The 19816-nt window shown below is 52.1% G+C and carries 16 protein-coding genes; 8 read left to right on the plus strand and 8 right to left on the minus strand.

What is annotated here, in order from left to right:
- The first annotated feature begins 99 nt into the window (after nucleotides 1-99).
- Nucleotides 100-774, plus strand: coding sequence for a hypothetical protein (locus ACYVJQ_RS18255; RefSeq protein WP_460894553.1), 675 nt, complete (start codon nucleotides 100-102; stop codon nucleotides 772-774).
- A gap of 115 nt (nucleotides 775-889) precedes the next feature.
- Here ACYVJQ_RS18255 and ACYVJQ_RS18260 read toward each other — a convergent pair whose 3' ends face one another.
- Entirely contained in the window at nucleotides 890-1159 is a 270-nt protein-coding gene (locus ACYVJQ_RS18260; protein ID WP_460894554.1) for a hypothetical protein, read from the minus strand.
- Between the two features lie 247 nt (nucleotides 1160-1406).
- Between ACYVJQ_RS18260 and ACYVJQ_RS18265 the strand changes: the two genes are divergently transcribed.
- The 4 genes from ACYVJQ_RS18265 (at nucleotide 1407) to ACYVJQ_RS18280 (ending at nucleotide 6558) form a co-directional block, all read left to right on the plus strand.
- The gene (locus ACYVJQ_RS18265) at nucleotides 1407-3905 is read left to right on the plus strand and encodes a PIG-L family deacetylase (protein WP_460894555.1); all 2499 of its coding nucleotides are present in this window, start codon (nucleotides 1407-1409) and stop codon (nucleotides 3903-3905) included.
- Between the two features lie 147 nt (nucleotides 3906-4052).
- Nucleotides 4053-4178 (plus strand): hypothetical protein, encoded by a 126-nt coding sequence (locus ACYVJQ_RS18270; RefSeq protein WP_460894556.1) that lies wholly within the window; start codon nucleotides 4053-4055, stop codon nucleotides 4176-4178.
- Nucleotides 4175-5875: a sodium:solute symporter family protein gene (locus tag ACYVJQ_RS18275; RefSeq protein WP_460894557.1), complete on the plus strand. Its 1701-nt coding sequence runs from the start codon at nucleotides 4175-4177 to the stop codon at nucleotides 5873-5875. The genes ACYVJQ_RS18270 and ACYVJQ_RS18275 overlap by 4 nt, the downstream gene beginning before the upstream one ends.
- Before the next feature lie 98 nt (nucleotides 5876-5973).
- Entirely contained in the window at nucleotides 5974-6558 is a 585-nt protein-coding gene (locus tag ACYVJQ_RS18280; RefSeq protein ID WP_460894558.1) for a nitroreductase family protein, read from the plus strand.
- A gap of 117 nt (nucleotides 6559-6675) precedes the next feature.
- On the opposite strand, the gene ACYVJQ_RS18285 is transcribed toward ACYVJQ_RS18280, so the two are convergent.
- Nucleotides 6676-7551 (minus strand): DUF2911 domain-containing protein, encoded by an 876-nt coding sequence (locus tag ACYVJQ_RS18285; RefSeq protein WP_460894559.1) that lies wholly within the window; start codon nucleotides 7549-7551, stop codon nucleotides 6676-6678.
- A gap of 499 nt (nucleotides 7552-8050) precedes the next feature.
- Between ACYVJQ_RS18285 and ACYVJQ_RS18290 the strand changes: the two genes are divergently transcribed.
- A complete protein-coding gene (locus ACYVJQ_RS18290) occupies nucleotides 8051-11116 on the plus strand; it encodes a SusC/RagA family TonB-linked outer membrane protein (protein ID WP_460894560.1) in 3066 nt (1021 codons plus the stop codon).
- A gap of 30 nt (nucleotides 11117-11146) precedes the next feature.
- Nucleotides 11147-12478: a RagB/SusD family nutrient uptake outer membrane protein gene (locus ACYVJQ_RS18295; RefSeq protein WP_460894561.1), complete on the plus strand. Its 1332-nt coding sequence runs from the start codon at nucleotides 11147-11149 to the stop codon at nucleotides 12476-12478.
- A gap of 189 nt (nucleotides 12479-12667) precedes the next feature.
- On the opposite strand, the gene ACYVJQ_RS18300 is transcribed toward ACYVJQ_RS18295, so the two are convergent.
- The 3 genes from ACYVJQ_RS18300 to ACYVJQ_RS18310 form a co-directional block, all read right to left on the minus strand.
- Nucleotides 12668-13897, minus strand: coding sequence for an S-adenosylmethionine:tRNA ribosyltransferase-isomerase (locus ACYVJQ_RS18300; RefSeq protein WP_460894562.1), 1230 nt, complete (start codon nucleotides 13895-13897; stop codon nucleotides 12668-12670).
- A gap of 152 nt (nucleotides 13898-14049) precedes the next feature.
- Nucleotides 14050-14490: a DUF2721 domain-containing protein gene (locus ACYVJQ_RS18305; protein WP_460894563.1), complete on the minus strand. Its 441-nt coding sequence runs from the start codon at nucleotides 14488-14490 to the stop codon at nucleotides 14050-14052.
- 27 nt (nucleotides 14491-14517) lie between these two features.
- A complete protein-coding gene (locus ACYVJQ_RS18310; RefSeq protein ID WP_460894564.1) occupies nucleotides 14518-15015 on the minus strand; it encodes a hypothetical protein in 498 nt (165 codons plus the stop codon).
- 485 nt (nucleotides 15016-15500) lie between these two features.
- Here ACYVJQ_RS18310 and ACYVJQ_RS18315 point away from each other — a divergent pair, with 485 nt between their 5' ends.
- Nucleotides 15501-16682 carry a retropepsin-like aspartic protease gene (locus tag ACYVJQ_RS18315; protein ID WP_460894565.1) on the plus strand — a complete coding sequence of 394 codons (1182 nt, stop codon included), beginning with the start codon at nucleotides 15501-15503 and terminating at the stop codon, nucleotides 16680-16682.
- Nucleotides 16683-16735: 53 nt separating this feature from the next.
- Here the strand turns inward: ACYVJQ_RS18315 and ACYVJQ_RS18320 are convergent, their stop codons facing one another.
- From ACYVJQ_RS18320 to ACYVJQ_RS18330, 3 genes are all read right to left on the minus strand, one after another.
- Nucleotides 16736-17599, minus strand: coding sequence for an NAD(P)-dependent oxidoreductase (locus ACYVJQ_RS18320; protein WP_460894566.1), 864 nt, complete (start codon nucleotides 17597-17599; stop codon nucleotides 16736-16738).
- A 114-nt stretch (nucleotides 17600-17713) separates the two neighbouring features.
- Nucleotides 17714-19033: a sensor histidine kinase gene (locus ACYVJQ_RS18325; protein WP_460894567.1), complete on the minus strand. Its 1320-nt coding sequence runs from the start codon at nucleotides 19031-19033 to the stop codon at nucleotides 17714-17716.
- A gap of 95 nt (nucleotides 19034-19128) precedes the next feature.
- The gene (locus tag ACYVJQ_RS18330; RefSeq protein WP_460894568.1) at nucleotides 19129-19803 is read right to left on the minus strand and encodes a response regulator transcription factor; all 675 of its coding nucleotides are present in this window, start codon (nucleotides 19801-19803) and stop codon (nucleotides 19129-19131) included.
- Nucleotides 19804-19816 lie beyond the last annotated feature (13 nt).

Raw genomic sequence — 19816 nt, forward strand, 5'->3', positions numbered from 1 at the left:
GGTTGTTTTGGCGTTGTTCTTGCTGTAAACCACCTGCCGCCTTTCAGGAAAATACCTACATTTGGCAAGGCAAAGCAACCACCCATACATACTTTACCCATGCATACCAGAAGATTTTTAGGGCTGATAGTAGGCATCTCTACTGCTCTGGCACTTTCTGCCCGAGCCCAGGTAACCGAGACCGAGAAGGAAGTGCCCGCCACCGTGAAAGAGACCCAGGAACCGGCGGTGGAACAAGAGCTGCGTTCCTTCAAAGAGTGGGTTCGGCTGCAGTCAGATAAAATTTCTACCACCACCCGTGCCGAGTGGCCCACCATCAAAAGTGATTTCGCGCGGCAGTCTAATAAGATTGAAAGTGGCTTCCAGAACCTTTCAGAGAGCTCCAAGCGAGACTTCCTGGAGTTAAAGACCCGGTTCCATGAGCTGGAGAGCAAGCCCATGGCCGATGAGGTGCCTCTGCAGGCCGAGGAAGTGAGGCTAAGGGAGAAAGAGTTGCTGGGCTCCTTCGGGAACGTGCGTACCATTAGCCCTATTCACATGCGGGAAGCATATATCACCTTTATGCAGAATGTGCGCGCCAAACGCCAGAACTGGACCTCCCGTGACTGGGACTACGCCGATTATATTCTGCAGAACCTGGGAAAGCGCAAGGCAACCATTGAAGAGAAACTTTCTACCCTGGATGAAATCAAGATCCGTACGCTAATAGGTGAGTTCTATACGCTGCGCTCTGGCCAGGAATTCAAGGAGCAGCAAAAAGCAAAGAACAAATAATTTTGGTCTATCTGTAGGCCAAACCCCATCAGCTAAAGGGATGCCGTTTCAGGCCTGTTTTTTTGAAAACAGGCCTGAAACGGCATCCCTTTTTTTGCGAAGTGCCAGCGGCAGGTTACAGGCTGTCTTTCATTTCCACGTTTTTGGTGGTGGATGAATTGGAGGTGTTCTGTTCGCCGCGTGTCTGGGAATTACCTACCCGGGTCTGGGTTTTCTCAGTGGCCGAGGCGCCGGTGGTATCGTTGGCCGGAGGATTTACCATCTGGTCATTGTTCATCTGCTCAGAATCTGTGCTGGCAGAGGTGGTGGTTTTGCCGGTTTGAGAGTCGCAGGCAGTAAAACTGATCATGCCAGCCAAGGCAAGTAGTACACATAAGTTCTTCATACGTTTGTTCCTTTATAGCAGTGTTTGAACTTCTGTAAACTAAGAAAACCTTTAAAAAGTTATCTACGCTACCGCGCTTCTTACTTTGGCTTTGGTTAGCCCTCCTTTGCAGACCCTGTAAGAAAAAACTGCCCCTGATTTCCTGGCCGGTGCCTTCTGCACTTGGCGTAAAATTCCATAGCTTTACCCGGGGGAGGCTGTGGCAATGCCGGTAAAGCGCCCCATTACAGATGAACGGCTTCTTTGCATGAGATTGAAACAACTATTGGCAGCTGCGTTGCTGCTCACCACCTGTACCGCCACCCCTGTGCTGCTGGCTCAGGCTCCCAAAAAGCCCAATGCTGCCCAGATACGGCTGGCCCTAGAGAAACTCAACGTGGTGGGCAGCGTGTTATACTTGGCCGCCCACCCAGATGATGAGAACACTCGCCTGATTGCCTACCTGGCCAATGAACGCCAGCTGCGTACCGGCTACCTGTCCCTTACCCGCGGCGATGGTGGCCAGAACCTCATTGGCCCAGAAATACGGGAAGAACTGGGCGTGATCAGAACGCAGGAACTGTTGCAGGCGCGCCGCCTGGACGGGGGCGAGCAGTTCTTTACTCGCGCCAACGACTTCGGGTTCTCTAAAAATCCCGCCGAGACCTTTACCATCTGGGACAAGGAGCAGGTTCTGGCAGATGCCGTTTGGGTGATCCGGAAGTTTCAGCCAGACGTGATCATCACCCGTTTCTCGCCGGTACCCTCCAATACGCACGGGCACCACACCGCCTCGGCCATGATTGCCCTGGAAGCCTTTGACGCCGCCGCAGACCCCAAGCGCTTTCCGGAGCAGCTCAAGACCGTAGCGCCCTGGCAAGCCAAGCGCCTGCTCTGGAATACCTCCTCGTTTTTCTACGCCCAGAACCAACAGTTCAACCCCGAGGACAAGCTAAAGCTGGACGTAGGCGTGTACAATGCCCTGCTGGGGAAATCATACCCTGAGATTGCCGCCGAAAGCCGGAGCATGCACAAGAGCCAGGGTTTTGGCAGTAGCGGAGCCCGCGGCGAAGCCTTGGAATATTTTGAGTTCCTGAAAGGTGCCCCAGCCAAATCTGATCTGCTGGAAGGGGTAACTACCACGTGGAATCGGGTTCCCGGCAGCCAAGCGGTGGCCAAATTACTACAGCAGTCCCTGGCCGCCTATGACCCGGCAAACCCAGCTGGGATAGTACCTACCCTATTAAAAGCGCATACGGCCCTGGAGAAAATGCCTGCCTCTCCCTGGAAGGCGGTAAAGCAACAGGAACTGTTACAGGTGCTCAAAGCATGTCTGGGTCTCTACCTGGAAGCCTCTTCTCCCAATGATTACGCTGCTACCCCGGGCCAATCCTTACAACTGCAACTGGAGGCCGTGAACCGGTCTAAGGTGCAAGTCTCGCTTTCCAAAGTGGAATACCTGTTCGCGGCCCGCGATACGGCGGTGCGACAGGCTCTGCAGGAAAACCGACCGGTTTTTATCAAAACCCAGTTACCCGTTCCTGCCAGCATGCCGTATTCCGCGCCGTATTGGCTTCGGGAGCCCGGCACTACCGGTATGTTCCAGGTGAAGGACCAGCAATTGATAGGTCTGCCTGAAAATCCGCCGGCCGCCCAGGTAAAGGTTCATTTGCTGGTGCAGGGACAGCCCCTGGCGTTTGTGTTACCCGTAATTTACAAGCGCACAGATCCGGTAGAGGGGGAACAGTACCGCCCGTTTGAGATAGCGCCGCCCGTGTTTGTGAACCTCACCGAGAAAGTATACGTGTTCCCAGATACCCAGCCCAAGCCGGTTACCGTGCGGGTGCGGGCGGGAAAAGACCACCTGGAAGGGCAAGTGCAGTTGCAACTCCCCAAAGGCTGGCGCTCAGAACCTGCCAGCGGCTCCTTTCAGTTTGCCCAAAAAGGGGAAGAGCAACTGTTTACGTTTCTAGTGCATCCCAGCGAGGCCCAAACCGAAAGTACGGTAAGCGCCAATGCCACCATTGCCGGCAAGAATTATAGCCAGAGCCTAAAAACCATTAGCTATTCCCACTTGCCTACCCAAATGCTGTTTCCGGTAGCAGAGGCTAAAGCCGTAAAGCTGGACCTCAAGCGCAAAGGGCAGCACATAGGGTATTTGATGGGCGCCGGCGATGAAGTACCAGCCAGTCTCCAGCAGATTGGGTACCAGGTGGAGCAATTGCAGATAGGGAACCTTTCGGCCTCGTCTCTGAAGAAATTTGATGCTATTGTAGTAGGCGTGCGGGCCTATAATACCTTGGAACGCCTTAAATTCCAGCAGCCGCAGTTACTGGAGTACGTGAAAGATGGCGGAACCTTGGTGGTGCAGTACAACGTGAACAATGGCTTAGTGACCCAGAATTTAGGCCCGTTCCCGCTTAAGCTTTCCAGTGACCGTGTTACCGTAGAAGATTCTGAGGTGAAATTCCTGAAGCCTGACCACCCGGTTCTCAACAGCCCCAACAAAATAACCTCCCAAGATTTTAAAGGATGGGTGCAGGAGCGGGGCCTTTACTTCCCGGGCCAATGGGCCCCGGAATACGAGACCATCCTTTCCACCAACGACCCCGGGGAACCGGCCCGCGAAAGCAGTTTGCTGGTCGCTAAATATGGGAAAGGCCATTTTGTGTACACGGGTTTGTCGTTTTTCAGGGAGCTTCCGGCCGGCGTGCCCGGGGCCTACCGGTTGTTCGTGAATCTATTGTCTTTGGGACAGAAGAATTAAGAATCAGGAATTTGAAAAAGGGGAGGGGTTACTTCACGTTCTATTCCCCTTATAACATTTCTGTTTTGGGCCTGTTTTTCAGAAAACAGGCCCAAAACAGAAAGTAGCAGCTAATCAAAAAAAGCAATCATAAACCAACACCCAAAAATGACCAAAGGAGATATAGACCCGCCCCCGTTCTTTAAAACCTGGGCCGCCATGTATGGGTTGGTGCTGGGGGTGCTGGCTATTTTAATTCTGGTATTCTACCTCATAACCCGCGCGTACGCATGAGTGGTCTAGACTGGGGCGTCTTGGTGGGCACCATTGCCTTTATTGTATTGTATGGCGTCTGGAAAACCCGGAAAACCCAACATATGTCGGGGTATTTGCGGGCTGATAATACGGAGCGGTGGTGGATGATGGGCCTTTCCATTATGGCTACCCAGGCCAGCGCCATCACCTTTCTGTCAACCCCTGGGCAGGCATTTGAAGACGGCATGCGGTTTATCCAGTTTTACCTGGGTCTTCCGCTGGCCATGGTGGTGTTGTCCATCACGGCCATCCCCATTTATTACCGCCTGAAGGTGTTTACCGCCTATGAGTACCTGGAAACCAGGTTTGACCTGAAGACCCGTTCTCTGGCGGCGCTTTTGTTTCTGCTTCAGCGCGGCCTTTCCACGGGAATCACTATTTACGCCCCGGCCATCATCCTGTCGGCTATTCTAGGCTGGAACCTGACGGGCACCATTCTTTTCATTGGGGTGGTAGTCACGTTTTACACCGTGGTTGGGGGCACCAAGGCCGTGAGCCAGACCCAGCGGCTGCAGATGGCGGTGATGCTGGGTGGTATGGCCACGGCGGCCGTGGTGGTGGTGCGTCTTTTGCCCGAAGGCGTGGGCCTTTCGGAAGCCTTAGTAGTGGCCGGCGAATCTGGCAAGCTGAACCTGATAGACCTAAACTTCAACCCCAATGACCGCTACAACCTGTGGTCTGGCCTGATTGGCGGGTTCTTCCTGGCCCTTTCCTACTTCGGGACGGACCAGTCACAGGTGGGCCGGTACCTGGGTGGGGAAACCATTGCGCAAAGCCGCCTGGGTCTGCTCATGAATGGGTTGGTGAAGGTGCCCATGCAATTTCTGATTTTGTTGGTTGGCGTACTGGTGTTTGTGTTCTATCAGTTCCATCAGCCCCCGCTGTACTTTAACCAGCAGCAGGCCGCAAATGTGGTAGCCTCTTCGGCCGCCCCGGCCTGGCAGCAACTGGAAAAGGAAAGCACCCAGGCCTTCCAGGCAAAAAAGCAAGCCACCCTTGATCTGGTGGCGGCCCACCAGGCCAACGATGACGCCAAAAAGGACGCGGCCGCCCAACAAGTGCAGCAAGCCGAGGAAAAGCGCAAGGGCCTGCGCGCGGAGGCGCACCAACTGGTCAAGACCCACAACCAGGGCACCGACTTCAAAGACACTGATTATGTATTCCTGACCTTTGTGACGCAGCAGCTGCCGCGTGGGCTGGTGGGGTTGCTGTTGGCGGTGGTGCTATGCGCCGCTATGGGCAGCACGGCCTCGGCGTTCAATTCCCTGGCCTCTACTACGGTGGTAGACGTGTACAAACGGTCTATTAAAAAGGGTGCCTCAGATGAGCATTATGTGCAGGCCTCGCGGTGGTTCACCATAGGGTGGGGGGCAGTATCTATCTTCTTCGCGCTGTTTGCCTCACAGCTGGAAAACCTGATTCAGGCTGTGAACATTCTGGGCTCCTTGTTCTACGGTACCATTCTGGGGGTTTTCATTGCCGCCTTCTACTTCCGGCGCCTGGCCGGTAACGCCGTTTTCTGGGCCGCCGTGCTTACCCAAATGATCATCTTTGCGCTGTACTTCACCACCAATATTGCGTATCTCTGGTATAACGTCATCGGTTCAGCCCTGGTGGTAGGCATTGGCTATGCGCTTCAACCAATCTTACCTACATCTACTGCTAAAGAAAATTAAGCTGCCGGACGAAGTTTGGTTGTGCCCGTTAATCAATTAGCCATTCGTTTTAAGCTTGTTTTCTGAAAAACGGGCTTAAAACAGAAAAAAGGAAAAACATGAACGAAGACTTTCAGCGCCTGCGGCAGATCATCCAAAGCAGACGGACCATAAAGCCGGTGCAACTGAACGGCCAGCAAATACCCAACGCGCAGATTAAAGAGCTGCTGGCCCTGGCAGATTGGGCGCCTACGCACGGGCACACAGAGCCCTGGCGGTTTATAGTGTATGCCGGGGAAAAGGTGCAGGAGTTTTGTGCGGCGCATGCCCAACTGTACCGCCAGAATATGGCCCCTGAAAGCTATCAGGAAAGCAAAGAGGAAAAACTGCGCCACATGGGCGACAAAGCCTCTCATGTACTGGTGTCATACATGCAGCGCGGCAACCTCCCTAAGATTCCGGAGTTGGAAGAGATTGCCGCCACGGCCTGCGCCATCCAGAACCTGTTGCTGGGTGCTACCGCCCTGGGTATTGCCTCTTATTGGGGCTCTGGAGGCATGGCGTATTATCCGGCCATGAAAGAAATGCTGGACTTGGGGGAGGAGGATTTAGTTCTGGGAATTCTTTACCTGGGCTATTCTGATAAGGAGGAGCCCACCGGCAAAAGGGTAGTACCGTTAGAAGAGAAAGTGCGCTGGGCGTAAAACCAGGCTGTGATCTTTTTTAAGGAATTGCGTTAAAACAGAAATCCCCGGCTCTCTTTGGTAGAAAGCCGGGGATTTCTGTTTTGGGCCCGGTTTTAAGAAAACAGGCTTAAAACGCTATTTGTTGTTTTTGATCTCGGCTAGCAGCTTTTCATTAAGCGCCACGTAATCTGCGTTGTTTTCTTTTTTAGACAACTCAATGGATTTCTGGGCCGTTTCGCGGGCGCCTTTGTAGTCTTTCAGTTGTGCCTGAAGTTTGGCCTGGTAGTGCAGGTTGTAGAATTTAGGATCTTTCTCGTTGGCCTTCTGGTACCAGGTAAGGGCCTGCTTCAGGTCCTTGTTGTTAGTGGCGTAGTAGTTGGCAGCGGCCGCGTAAAGCGCTGGCGTCACGTTAGTGCCCTTTACCACTTTTTCCTGAATCTGGGCCATCACTTTGGCGTCAACATCGGTGGTGATTTTAACGGGAACCAGGGTGTTTTCCCAACTGATTTCCAGAGTGCCACCATTATTGGTGAGGTCGGCAAACCCGATGGTGAAGGTCTCTACCTTATTGGCCAGCTTTTTAGGGGTAACCTTGAAACGTACTAGGTCTTCGGCTTGCTTGTAGTCTTTGCCGCCGTCTCCCCAATGCTCTGTGTTCTTGTGGATGATAATGGTCCACTCTTTCTCGCCGGGGATGGTGTACAGCGCGTATTTGCCGGCGGGTACTTTGTTGCCTTCCAACATTACCTCTTCAGAGAATTCTATTTGGGTGGATTTGTTGGCGCCGGTTCTCCACAGTTTGCCGTAAGGGGCCAGGTCACCAAATACCTTGCGGCCTTTCATGCTAGGGCGGGAGTACTCTACCGTAACATCGGCTAGGCCAATGGCCTGTTTTACCGTGGCTGCTGGGCTGGCCGCGGGCATTTTTATTTGGGCAATAGCAGCGGTGTCGGCCAGAAAAAAGGCGAATGCTACTGCCAGAACTACCTTGAAAGATAAGAGATTCTTCATAGAGGTTGAGATAAAATAAGGGAATACAATTTATCCTGTAATATTAACGAAAAGCCATCACTATGCCTAAGAAAGGGCTACTGCTTCCTGAGGTTTCCACCTTTTCTCAAGCCTTTCTATTGGTTCGTATTTATGGATAAAATTAACAATAAATTGTAGTTTATAAGAGTAGAATTGAGTAAATTCATATAGGATTAAAGCAGGTGAATTTACTTTTCTACTAATTCTTCACCGCCGCAGCCTTTGGCAAAGTTTAAGCCTTCCTTAAGTAGGAATTTATTTTGGGGGATTGAATACCGACCCAGCGGGTTAATGTTAAAATTAAAATGGTTTTTAACATTCTAATTGCCAGTGTGTTGTATAAGTGAAGGTAGTTGTGATTTTGGATTTGCTGGCTAATTTTTAGATGAATGGCCAACGGGATTATTGTAATATAGACCTCAACTGATATCTTAAGAAAATATTACCAACCTATCTAACAAACTTTAAAATAAACCAGATGAAAAAACTTTTACTCTTGTTCTTGATTTTGCTCACGGTAGTCAGCCTTGACGCCATGGCGCAAAATAGAACCATCTCCGGAAGGGTGACTTCGGCGGTAGATGGCTCAGCACTCCCGGGTGTAAGTGTGGTGGTGAAAGGTACAACTGTGGGCGCCAGCACAGATATCAATGGCCGCTACTCTGTAGATGTGACCGGTTCCCCCACGTTGGTCTTCACTTTTATAGGTTTTGCCACCCGGGAGGTACCCGTGGGTTCTGGTAACACCCTAGACGTAAAAATGACGGAAGACACCAAAGCCATTGGCGAAGTAGTGGTAGTGGGGTACGGTAGCCAGGAAAAGCGCGACGTCACAGGCTCCATTTCCTCCATCAAGGCGGAGGCCATCCAGAATACGCCATCCCCTAGCTTTGAAAACGCCTTGCAGGGTAGAACCTCCGGGGTTTTTGTAGAGCAGCAGAACGGAAAGTTAGGCCAAGGTATAAAGGTGCGGGTGCGTGGTTCTTCGTCTGTAAGTGCCGGCAATGAGCCACTGTATGTATTGGACGGCGTGCCGTTAACCAACAGCGTGCCTAACAGCAACGGGGCTCCTACCAACCCACTGGCAGATTTGAACCCCAATGACATAGCCTCTATTGAGGTATTGAAAGACGCCGCCGCCGCCGCTATCTACGGATCACGGGCTGCCAACGGGGTGGTGTTGATCACCACTAAAAAAGGAATCACCGGGGACACCAAAATCAACCTGAGTTTTTTCACGGGTTTCAGCAAGCCCACCCACAAGCGGGAATTCCTGAACTCTGCTGAATACGTGGAGCTGCTTAGAGAAGCGGCCAGAAACTCAGAGGAACGGGAAGGCGAGCCTTTCTGGGTAGCCTTTAATGAGGGCCGTATGCAGCGCTACGCTGCCGGGGCTACTGATCCTTTAACCTATAACACAGACTGGCAGGAAGAGGTGTTCCAGGATGCCTCCATTACCCAGACAGACGTAAGCGCGGCGGGTGGATCTGAGAAAACCAGGTTCTACACGGGTCTTTCGCACAGCAACCAGGAAGGTATCCTGATCAATAACCGCTTTGAGAAGATGAGCGGGCGTTTGAATCTAGACCATCAAGCCACTGACAAACTGGCCCTGGGCATGAACTTTAGTTTAACCCGCACCAAAAACTACCGGTTGAGCAATGACAACGCCTTTGCCACGCCTATGCAGATTGTGGCCTTGTCGCCTATTACCCCGGCCATTGACCCAAGAACCGGCCTGGTGAGTGGGGTCTTAGATCCGGCCACGGGACGTCCTAACACCAATTACCCGGTGTACTACAATCCTTTGCTCAACGCCCTGGATGCCGACTTCCTGACTACGGTGTTCCGTAATTTCACGAACGTGTACGCCAGCTATAAAATCATAAACGGCTTAACCTTCCGGTCTGAGTTTGGTTTAGACCTGCTAACCCAGAATGAAGATGCGTACTATGGTAAGTTAACCACCAGAAACACCGGTACTCCCAATGGAATAGGGGTAAACTCTTACACGCAGATCACCAACTACAACACCAATAACTTCTTCAACTACAGCAAGAACATTGGGGATGACCACACCTTAGATGCCGTTTTGGGTATGAGTTACCAGGAGTCTAACCAGAATGCCAATTATTTGGAAGGTCAGCAATTCCCAAGTAACGCCTACCGTAAACTCACCAGCTCTGCTGATATCACCGAAGGGTCTTCTTCTGCTACAGACTATTCCTTCCTTTCTTATTTCTCCAGGGTGAACTACAAACTGAAGGAGAAATACCTGATAGGCCTAAGTGGCCGGGTAGATGCTTCTTCCCGTTTTGGCCGTGATAACAGATATGGCTTCTTCCCCGCTGGATCTGTGGGCTGGATAGTTAGTGAAGAGTCTTTCCTGCAAAACTCCACCCTAATCAATTACCTGAAACTGAGAGCCAGCTACGGGATAACCGGTAACGCAGAGATTGGAAACTTTGCTTCTCTGGGCTTATACTCAGGCGGGGCCGGCTACGGCGGAATACCAGGCCAAAGCCCTATCCAGATTGAGAACCCAGACTTGAAATGGGAGGAAACCGGCCAGTTGGACGTTGGTCTGGACTTCGGCTTCTGGAACGGGCGCGTGTCTGGTGAAGTGGATTATTACATCAAGAAAACCAATGACCTGCTTTTGGGCGTGAACGTACCGGGTACCACCGGGTTTAGAACCCAGCTCAGAAACGTAGGCGAATTGGAGAACAAAGGGTTTGAGTTTGCCTTAAACACAGACAACCTGGTTGGTGACTTTAAATGGTCTACCAACTTCAACTTCTCCAGAAACCGCAATAAAATCACGAACCTGCAGGGCCAAATCATTACCGGTGGTTATCTCAACCGGGCCGTAGAAGGGGAGCCTATTGGCGTGTTCTTTGGCGTGGAGTATGCCGGTGTTGACCCAGACAATGGTGATGCCCTGTATTACCTGAACACCTTAAACCCAGACGGTACCCGTAACCGGGAGACCACTAATGACTTTGGTGCCGCAGACAGAGTAGTGATTGGTGACCCCAACCCAGACTATACCATGGGCCTTACCAACAACTTCTCCTTTAAGGGCTTTGACTTAAGCGTGCTGTTTCAAGGAGTATTTGGCAATGACATCTTCAACGGGGCAGGCCAATACATGAGCGCCAGCGCCAGCTGGTATGACAACCAAACCAAAGACCAACTGAGAAGATGGCAAAAACCCGGCGATATCACAGATGTGCCAAGAGCCTACCTGGGCTATGCCAACGGAACTGACAACTCTTCACGGTACCTGTCAGACGGGTCTTACATCAGGCTGAAGAACCTCACCTTTGGGTATACCCTGCCTGGCGCCTTCACGCAGAAATTCCACCTGGAAAAAGTGAGAATCTACACCGTGGGCCTTAACCTGCTCACTTTCACAGACTATGAGGGATGGGACCCAGAAGTGAACACAGATTACCTGGCGGGTAATATCTCCCAAGGAAATGATTTCTATGGGGCTCCCCAGGCCAGAACCATCACTTTTGGAATTAACATTGGGTTCTAAGAAGTAGTGTGCACCAAAAAAAGACTTGTTATGAAAAGAAATATAAAATCATACGCGCTGCTGCTAGGCTTTGCCAGCCTGCTGTTTAGCTGCAATGACCAACTGGACATAGATCCAAAGAATGAGGTAGAAACGGGAGTGGCTTTGAGAACCTCCTCAGACGTAGAGGCTGCTTTGGTTGGCGCCTATGACGCCGCCGGCGATGCCGATGTGTATGGAGGGGATATCATGTTTTTAGCAGACCTGTTAGCAGATAACGGAGACATTGCCTGGGTAGGTACCTATTCGCAGCCCGGGGAGGTGTATGACAAAGCCATTCTGGAGAACAACTCCTTTGTGGCCGCCACCTGGATGGACAGCTACCGGGTCATCAACATTGCCAACAGTGTACTGGCCAATATTGGCAAGGTAGACCAGGCCAAAAGAAACAGGGTAGAAGGCGAGGCCAAGTTTCTGAGAGGCGCTATGTACTTTGAGCTGGTCAAGTTGTTTGGAAAGGCGTGGGTAGACGGTAATCCTGCTTCTAACCCAGGAGTGCCCCTGGTGCTGCAACCTACCTCATTGATCAATGAAGCCTCTTACGTGAAAAGAAACACGGTGGCCGAGGTGTATACACAGGTGGTGAAAGACTTAACCGAGGCCGAAAACCTGTTGCCAGGCACCAATGGCTTTTTTGCCACCAAGTGGGCCGCGGCCGGCATGCTTTCCCGTGTGTACCTGCAACAGGAGAAGTTCCTGGAAGCAGGCCAGGCAGCAGACCGGGTAATCAAATCTGGCAGGTACCGGCTGGAGGCGGACTATGCAGATGCCTTCAACAACACCGCCAACAGCACTGAAGACATCTTTGCCATTCAGGTCACCTCTCAGGACGGGGTTAATGAGTTCAATACCTATTATTCTCCTTTACAACGCGGCGACATTGAAATCCAGAACCAGTTGATTGACCAATATGATCCTTCAGACGAGCGCCTGGGTATCTTTGAAGATGGCTATACCAATAAATTTGATGAGCAGTACGCGGTGGTTCCAATCCTTCGGTTAGCCGAGATGTATCTCACCCGCGCAGAAGCCAGCATACGGACCGGCACCAACATTGGCGGTGTAACGGCAGTGGCAGATGTAAACACTATTAGAGCCAGAGCAGGTTTGAGTCCCCGGGCTTCGGTTACCTTGGCCCAGGTATTGCAGGAACGTAAGCTGGAATTGATTTTTGAAGGACAGCGCTTACATGACCTCAAAAGAACCCGCTCCACCATTGACGGGTTACCCTATAACGCCAATAATCTGGTGTTCCCTATTCCGCAGCGGGAGCGGGACGCTAACGTAAACCTAACCCAGAACCCCGGATATTTTGGCGGATGACCTGTTGAGACAATAATAAAACAAAAGAGGAGGCCTTGGCCTCCTCTTTTGTTTTATGCCCTTTCAGGAAAGGATGGTTGATGCTTGGTTGCGCCCGGTTTTATCTTTAACTGACTATAACGCCAACACAGAACATATTTTTGTTTTAAGCCTGTTTTCTGAAAAACGGGCTTGAAACAGGTTTCAACCTTACGGAAGCAGCAACGAACTGTCTCCGTAACTCAGGAACCGGTAATTGTTGGCCAGGGCATGCCGGTACACTTTCTGCCAGGAGGGGCCAATTAAGGCTGATACCAGCAATAGCAGGGTACTTTGCGGCTGGTGGAAATTAGTAATCAGGCCAGTGCAGATCTTAAAGGAGTAACCCGGCGCGATAAGGATATGGGTGTTGGCTTGCAGGTGCGTTAGTTTATGGCTGTCAAGGTAATATAGCAAGGCCTCCAGGGCTTCCTGCACCGAAAGGGTGGTGCGCACGTCATACGGGAACCACTGGGGCAGGGAAAGGTCCTCCTCCCCGGGCAAGAGGCCTAGGTAAATACCCGCCCCCAACCAGTACAGGCTTTCCAGGGTACGCATAGACGTGGTGCCTACGGCGATGACCGGTTTAGGCCCATGGTGCAGCAATTTTTCAATAAAGCCATAGCTGACAGAGAGCTGCTCGCCGTGCATGTAATGGTGCTCCATCACGTCAGATTTCACAGGCTTAAAAGTTCCTGCCCCCACGTGGAGCGTCACAAAAGCCTGCTCATGGTCCTGGGCCCTTACCTCCTGCATCACGGCTGGGGTGAAGTGCAGACCCGCGGTGGGGGCGGCTACGGCGCCGGCCTGGGCAGCGTAGATGGTTTGGTAGCGTTGCTGGTCGCTTTCCTCGGCGTCACGGTTCATGTAGGGAGGCAGCGGTAGCAAGCCAGCCCGTTCCAGTACTTCGGCAAAGGTTTGGTGCCCGGGTGACCAGGTAAAATGAATAGCAAACCCTTCCTCGGCTGGGGCCAGGCGTTCCGCCCATAGAGAGCCGTCTTCGGGGTAGGGTCCCAGGGGCATTTCCAGGCGACCTTCGCGCCAGCGCTTGTTATTGCCTACCAGGCATTTCCAGACCACAGAAAACGTCTGCTGCATGGCCTGCTGCACCTCGCGCACGGGTTCCAGCGGCTCAAGACAGAACAGTTCTATGGTGCCACCGGTAGCCTTCTGGAAGCGCAGCCGGGCCTGTACCACTTTGGTGTCATTGAACACCAAAAGCGATTGGGGTGGCAGCGCCGAGGGCAAATCGGTGAACCGGGCATCAGAGATACGGCCATTCCGGTATAGCAGTAATTTAGATTGGTCCCGCTCCTCCAGAGGGAACTGGGCTATCTGTTCTTCTGGTAAGGCGTATTGGTAATCAGAAATGGAGATGTGGCGCGGATGATTGGTACTCATGTAGGGTGCGGGCAAAAAAGTCAAAAGGTAAAAACCTCTTACCGGCTTCCACTCCTAACGCAGAAGCCGAAGAAAGCAGTATAAGAAGTTAAAGCGTTAATTGATAATTCTATAACCGCGAAGGCGGCGCCTTGTTTGTAAACCGGCTGCATTTAATTACCGGTCTGCCTTATAGTTTCAAGGGGAGTGGTGGCTAGCTGTTCCTTATGCTCCAAGTCACTCAACTCCAGTTCCAGGGCTTTGACGGAAATCTGAATCTCCCGTAGGGAAAGTGCCATGGACACCAACAGCAGTACCAGGCCCAACCCAAAGATGAGCTGGCCTGCGGTTTGCCAGCCCGCATAAATCATGAACATGCATAGCACGCAGGAAAACATACTGGCTATGCCGAAGGCCTGCATGTTTCGGATGAGCACCAGCCTGGTGCGCAGGTTCTGGATCTGCCCGTAAATTAAGTGGCTCTGCGTATTCTTGTAAATGTGCTTGAGGTCCCTGATAAGCTTGGCCAAAGCCATAAACCGGTTGGTAAAGGCCAGCAGCAACAGGGAGAGCGCTGGGAACAGCAGGGCGGGGGTAGTAAGGGTGATGTCCATAGGCCGGAAAGCAAGGAGCGCCCAGGGTTAGGCTTCTGGTTGATCGTCTTCGTCTTCCTGGAACTCCAGGTCCTCGGCTACTTCCAGGGCTTTTTCAATGATGTCCTCCATTTCCTCCTTGGTAGAGGCATTAAGCGTGGCCTCAAACAAAGACAGCACGTATTCGGCGTCATGGTTCACGTAAAGATCGGTGTACAGTTCTTCAAACAGATGGCTTTTGTGCTGGATCACCTTGTCAATCTCCGCGATGGAGGAGGCCTGCAGGGCCTCTTGCATCAGGTCGCGTACCTGGGCGCTTTCCTCGTCGCCGCCAAGGTCAGTGAGGAGTTGCAGCAGGGCAATACCCACGCCCAGGCGCAGGCGCTCAAACCTGAAACTAATTTCCTCCTGGCTTTTGCGGCCGGGTTGAGCTGCTTGCAGGGCGTGCTCTAACTCTTGGTATAAAGGGTCAAGCTGGGTTTGGAGGTCTGTTTGTTCCTGAGTGAAAACCAGGTTCAGCAGGGCTTGGAAAGGTGAAACAGGCATAGGCAAAAGTCTAGTAAATTCAATTAGGCGCGGTCTGTTCTAGTGGGACGGGCGCCAAAGAGGCAAGTTAGGAAAAAGAACCAATGCGTTTACAGCCTATTTTTCGCAAAAAGGGCCAAAACCAACGCCCGGCCTCTCCTGGCAACCAAACAAAGTTCTTTCCTTACCTTCCTTCTGCAAAAGGTGAACGGAAGTTTCTGGCATTGACTAGGACCAAAGGACCCGCAAGGACAGCTCCAGGAAGACAGATAAAAAGGGATTTGAGCAGTAAAAAACCTGAATGGCAGGGGGTAGAGAAGGAACCCAAATAAAATCTGGGTACATAGGATAGAAGAAGGGAATATTGGCATTTTTTAGTTAACTTACTCTGCCAGAATATGTCCTGCATGTGTCAACTGCAACCTGCTGCTTTTCGCACCAGATTTTTGATTGGGTGCTTCTTTCTGGGGTTGGTCTTTTTGCCTGCCCTGGTGAGCGGCCAAATCATGCCTGAACATGAGGCAGGGTTCAAATTCCAGTTTCCCCGCAACAAGGTGCGCATTCCGTTCAAGCTGGTGCACAACCTGGTTATTATCCCTATCCAGATCAATGATTCCAAGCCGCTGAATTTTGTAGTGGATACGGGGGTAGACAGAACCATTTTAATTGAACTGAATGCCTTTGATTCTATAGCCCTGCATGACGTGCAGAGCCTTTTTCTGCGTGGCTTGGGCAAAGGCGCCGGCATTCAGGCTATGCTGTCTACGGGCAACTTCATCCGGTTTTCGGGGTTGGAGGCCCGTAACCAGAGCGTACTGGTGCTGGAGGAAAATATCTTTGAGTTGTCCAGCCGGGTAGGCATGGAAGTGAACGGCATCATCGGGTATCCTTTGTTCCAGAATTTTGTGGTGGAGATGGATTACGCCAACAAGGTGATGACTCTGTATAAACCCGGTAAATACCCAGAACGCAAGGCCCGCAAATGCACGCTGGTACCTTTAACCATTGAAGACGCCAAACCCTACGTAAACGTGCAGGCAGCTTTCCCCGATGGGCAGACGTTCCCGCTGCGCCTGATTGTAGACAGCGGAATGAGTTCCAGCCTGCTTCTATACGCCCCCACCTTGCCCGGCGTAAAACTGCCTGAGAAAAGGATCAAGGCTTTTTTGGGCCGCGGACTCAACGGCGAGATCCATGGGGAGATTACCCGCATCAAGTCCTTGGAGTTAGGCAGCTTTACCTTCAATAGTCCGCCGGCGTCCTTTCCAGATACGGTCTCCATCAGGTACGCGCTCACCCTCAACAACCGCAACGGCAACCTGGGCGCCGATGTGTTGCAGCGGTTTAAGGTGGTGTTTGATTACCAGAAATCAAGGATGCTGCTAAAGCCCACCAGTAAACTGAAGGCCCCGTTTGTGTACAACCTGAGTGGACTGGAATTGATCACGCCCCTGCCGGGGTTTAACTTTTACACGGTGTCAGATGTGCTGCCCAATTCACCGGCGGCGAAGGCGGGGCTACGGGCCGGTGATGCCATTATCAGCATTAACGGGGAGGCCTGTCTGGGGAAATCCTTAAGTGAGGTGCTCAACCTGTTCCAGAACCGGCCCGGCCGGAAACTTACCTTGAAGGTAAGCCGGCAGATGCAGGAATTCCATACCACTCTCCACTTGCAGGACTTGATCTGAGAAAAGCAGTTTTGGGCCTGTTTTTCAAAAAACGGGCCCAAAACGGCTTTTACTTATTTGGGGTTTACAAACTCATACACCGCAGAAAAGTCTTCCTGGGCCAGGCCCGCCTGTTTGGCTTGCGCGTACACCTCTTTCACGGAGTGCAGCACCGGAAGGGCAATGCCCTGCTCATAGGCCGTTACACCGGCCAGGTGCAGGTCTTTGTGCAGCCATTCCAAAGGGAATTCAGGGGAGAAATCACGAGTGAGGAGTTTTTGCTCTTTCAGTTTGAGGAACGGGGCACCGCCGGGGCCATTTAGCAGGGTCTGGCAAAGTACTTCCTCGGTAAGGCCCAATGAGGTGCCCAGGCGCAGGGCCTCGGCAAAGGCCGCCATGATTTGCCCGAAGAGCATGTTGTTCACCATTTTCATGCTGGCGCCTTGGCCGTGGCCTCCAATATGCTGCACTGCCTTACCCATGGTGTCTAGAAGCGGCTTCACCTCTTCCACGTCTTTGGCCTCGCCGCCCACCAGAAACACCAGTTGGCCGGTTTGGGCAGGCATAAGTGACCCAGAAACGGGGGCATCCAGAAAACGGTGGCCCATTTTCAGGCTGACCTGGGCCATACGCTGTGAAAAGGAGGGGTTTACGGTGCTGGAGTCAACCCAGAGGGAATTGCCGGGCATTTCCTTTAAAAAGCCTTCTTTGCCCAGGGCCACTTCCTCTACGGCCTCTGGGGTGGCCAGCATGGTAAACACCACGCGGCATTGGCGGCCCACTTCCTCTGGCGTAGCGGCCAGAAGCGCGCCTTGCTTTACCAGGTCATCTGCTTTCTCTGGGGTACGGTTATAGACCACCAGTTCATGTCCCGCTTTCTGCAGGTTGGCGGCCATGCGGCTACCCATAATCCCTAATCCTATAAATCCTACTTTCATGGTTTCTCTAAGTTAGATGGAACGCGAAAGTAACTATTTACGCACCCAGAAAATAGGAGGGCAGCGGAAGACAGCGTTTTAGGCCTGTTTTTCTAAAAACGGGCTCAAAACGGTTTAGCCTTGCGCCGGAAACTGAAACTTGAAAGTAGAGCCCTGGTCTTTCACCGAGGTGACGGATACGTCTATGCCATGGAAGTTGGCGATGGTATTGACTATAGGAAGCCCTAGGCCGTGGCTCTCGCCGTCTGGGGCATGAAAGCGCTTGAACCGGCTGAAAATATAGGGCAACTGCTCTTCAGAGATGCCCACCCCGGTGTCTGTCACGGACAGTTCATAGCCTGCGGCGGTAGGCTGGCCTTTGATGGTGATGCTGCCCTGGGGCTTGTTGTACTTGATGGCGTTGTTGACCACGTTAAACAGCAGCGTGAAGAGCAAAGATTGGTTGGCGTGGGCCAGGGTGAAATCGCCGGTAAGGTCCAGGGCCAGGCTGACTTCCTTGGCCTCGGCGCGCTCCTCAATTTCCCCGGCCACCTCGCGGGCCAACTCCGGAATGTTCACGGCTTCGTTTTTCAGGTACTGCTCGTTCTCAATGCGCGAGATGAGCAACAACGCCTGGATGATGTTTTTGAGCCTATGCAGGGTACGCAGGTTGTCAACCAGTTTCTCCAGCAGGCTTTCCGGGGTTTCAGGGTCGGCGAGAAGGTTCTCCAGGCGGTTTTGCAGAATAGAGATTGGCGTTAATAATTCATGCGAGACGTTACCAATGAACTCCTTCTCTTTCTGGAAGGCCTCCTGTATTTGCCCCATCATGGCGTTGATGGTATTGTTGAGGTACAGGAAGTCGGTAGTATTGGTGTCTAGCTTCTTAGGCGTGAAAGTGGCGGGGTGCTCTACCCGCTGCAGCCGCTTAACAATGAGCGTGAGCGGGCGCAGCAGTAGTTTGTTATACGCCAAGTCTACAAAGGTGGTGATCAATACCACGCCCAGCAGAAAATAAAGGGCATAGGTTTGCAGGGTTTTGCTGTTGTCACCAATGGTGTCCAGAGACCGTCCGATTTCCAGCAGGTACCGTTTCCCGCCCAAGTCAAACGTTGAGGAAAGCACCCGGTATTCCACTACTTGATTGTCTACCTTGCGCAGGCTATTCTCTATGCTGTTGACCACCTTGCCAGAGGAAATCTCCTCTAAAGAGATAAACTCCTCCCTGAACAAATTGTAGCTACCGTAGGCATTCCCGGTCTCGCCGGTGATAAAAGATTCTATGCCCTGCTCTTCAATGATCTGGTACATCCTCTCTTCTTTCTGCAACAGGCGATTGTCTGCATTTAACAGCGCCACCTTGTTAACCAAAGTAGGAAGCAACAGCAGAATGACCAGAAAGATGATCACCTTTGAGGCAGCACTGAATAGCGTAAGCTTAGATTGAAGACGCATTTACTCAATTTGAAGGTGAGGAGATGTGAAAATTTGAAGATTCAAAGACTGGAAATTCCATCACCTTCACATCTCCCCATTTCCATATTTCCAAATTAAACTGTTACCCGATAGCCTACGCCGCGCACGGTTTCCAGCCAGTCTGTGGGGGCGTGCGCGGATAGTTTTTTGCGCACGTTCTTGATATGTACGTCTATGTAATTGGAGTCATAGTCATCTTCCAGGATGTTCCCCCAGATGTGCTCTGTAAGCTGCAGGCGCGTGAGAATGCGGTTTTTGTGGAGCAATAGGTAATGCAGCAGGTCAAATTCCTTTTTGGTGAGCGTGACTTCCTGGGCTCCGTAGGTAACCCGGCGGGCGCTGCTGTCCATCTCAAAGCCATGAAAAGAAACCGACGATGAGGTAAGCTTGAACTTACGCCGCAGCACTGCCTGCATGCGGGCCTCCAGTTCCAGCAAGGAAAAAGGCTTGGCCAGGTAATCATCGGCCCCCAGGCCCAGGCCCTTAATGCGGTCTTCCAGGGCACCCCGGGCGGTTAAGATGATGATGGCAGGGTCGTTGTCAACAGCCTTTAGTTCCTGGAGCAGGTCCAGGCCGTCATAGTCAGGCAGGCCCAGGTCTAGTAAGACGAAATCATAGCGGTTTACGGCAATTTTCTCTGAGGCTTCACGCCCATTAGAGGCCCAGTCACATTGGTAATGTTCCTGCGCCAGAAAATGCATGAGTTCAGTGGCCAAACTGGTTTCATCCTCCACTATCAGAATATGCATAGGGCAAGGGGGT

The sequence above is a fragment of the Rufibacter soli genome, from assembly GCF_054781795.1.

Coding starts and splice junctions, on each gene's coding strand:
- ACYVJQ_RS18255 (WP_460894553.1), top strand. CDS start 100: ATGCATACCAGAAGATTTTTAGGGCTGATAGTAGGCATCTCTACTGCT.
- ACYVJQ_RS18260 (WP_460894554.1), bottom strand. CDS start 1,159: ATGAAGAACTTATGTGTACTACTTGCCTTGGCTGGCATGATCAGTTTT.
- ACYVJQ_RS18265 (WP_460894555.1), top strand. CDS start 1,407: ATGAGATTGAAACAACTATTGGCAGCTGCGTTGCTGCTCACCACCTGT.
- ACYVJQ_RS18270 (WP_460894556.1), top strand. CDS start 4,053: ATGACCAAAGGAGATATAGACCCGCCCCCGTTCTTTAAAACCTGGGCC.
- ACYVJQ_RS18275 (WP_460894557.1), top strand. CDS start 4,175: ATGAGTGGTCTAGACTGGGGCGTCTTGGTGGGCACCATTGCCTTTATT.
- ACYVJQ_RS18280 (WP_460894558.1), top strand. CDS start 5,974: ATGAACGAAGACTTTCAGCGCCTGCGGCAGATCATCCAAAGCAGACGG.
- ACYVJQ_RS18285 (WP_460894559.1), bottom strand. CDS start 7,551: ATGAAGAATCTCTTATCTTTCAAGGTAGTTCTGGCAGTAGCATTCGCC.
- ACYVJQ_RS18290 (WP_460894560.1), top strand. CDS start 8,051: ATGAAAAAACTTTTACTCTTGTTCTTGATTTTGCTCACGGTAGTCAGC.
- ACYVJQ_RS18295 (WP_460894561.1), top strand. CDS start 11,147: ATGAAAAGAAATATAAAATCATACGCGCTGCTGCTAGGCTTTGCCAGC.
- ACYVJQ_RS18300 (WP_460894562.1), bottom strand. CDS start 13,897: ATGAGTACCAATCATCCGCGCCACATCTCCATTTCTGATTACCAATAC.
- ACYVJQ_RS18305 (WP_460894563.1), bottom strand. CDS start 14,490: ATGGACATCACCCTTACTACCCCCGCCCTGCTGTTCCCAGCGCTCTCC.
- ACYVJQ_RS18310 (WP_460894564.1), bottom strand. CDS start 15,015: ATGCCTGTTTCACCTTTCCAAGCCCTGCTGAACCTGGTTTTCACTCAG.
- ACYVJQ_RS18315 (WP_460894565.1), top strand. CDS start 15,501: ATGCCTGAACATGAGGCAGGGTTCAAATTCCAGTTTCCCCGCAACAAG.
- ACYVJQ_RS18320 (WP_460894566.1), bottom strand. CDS start 17,599: ATGAAAGTAGGATTTATAGGATTAGGGATTATGGGTAGCCGCATGGCC.
- ACYVJQ_RS18325 (WP_460894567.1), bottom strand. CDS start 19,033: ATGCGTCTTCAATCTAAGCTTACGCTATTCAGTGCTGCCTCAAAGGTG.
- ACYVJQ_RS18330 (WP_460894568.1), bottom strand. CDS start 19,803: ATGCATATTCTGATAGTGGAGGATGAAACCAGTTTGGCCACTGAACTC.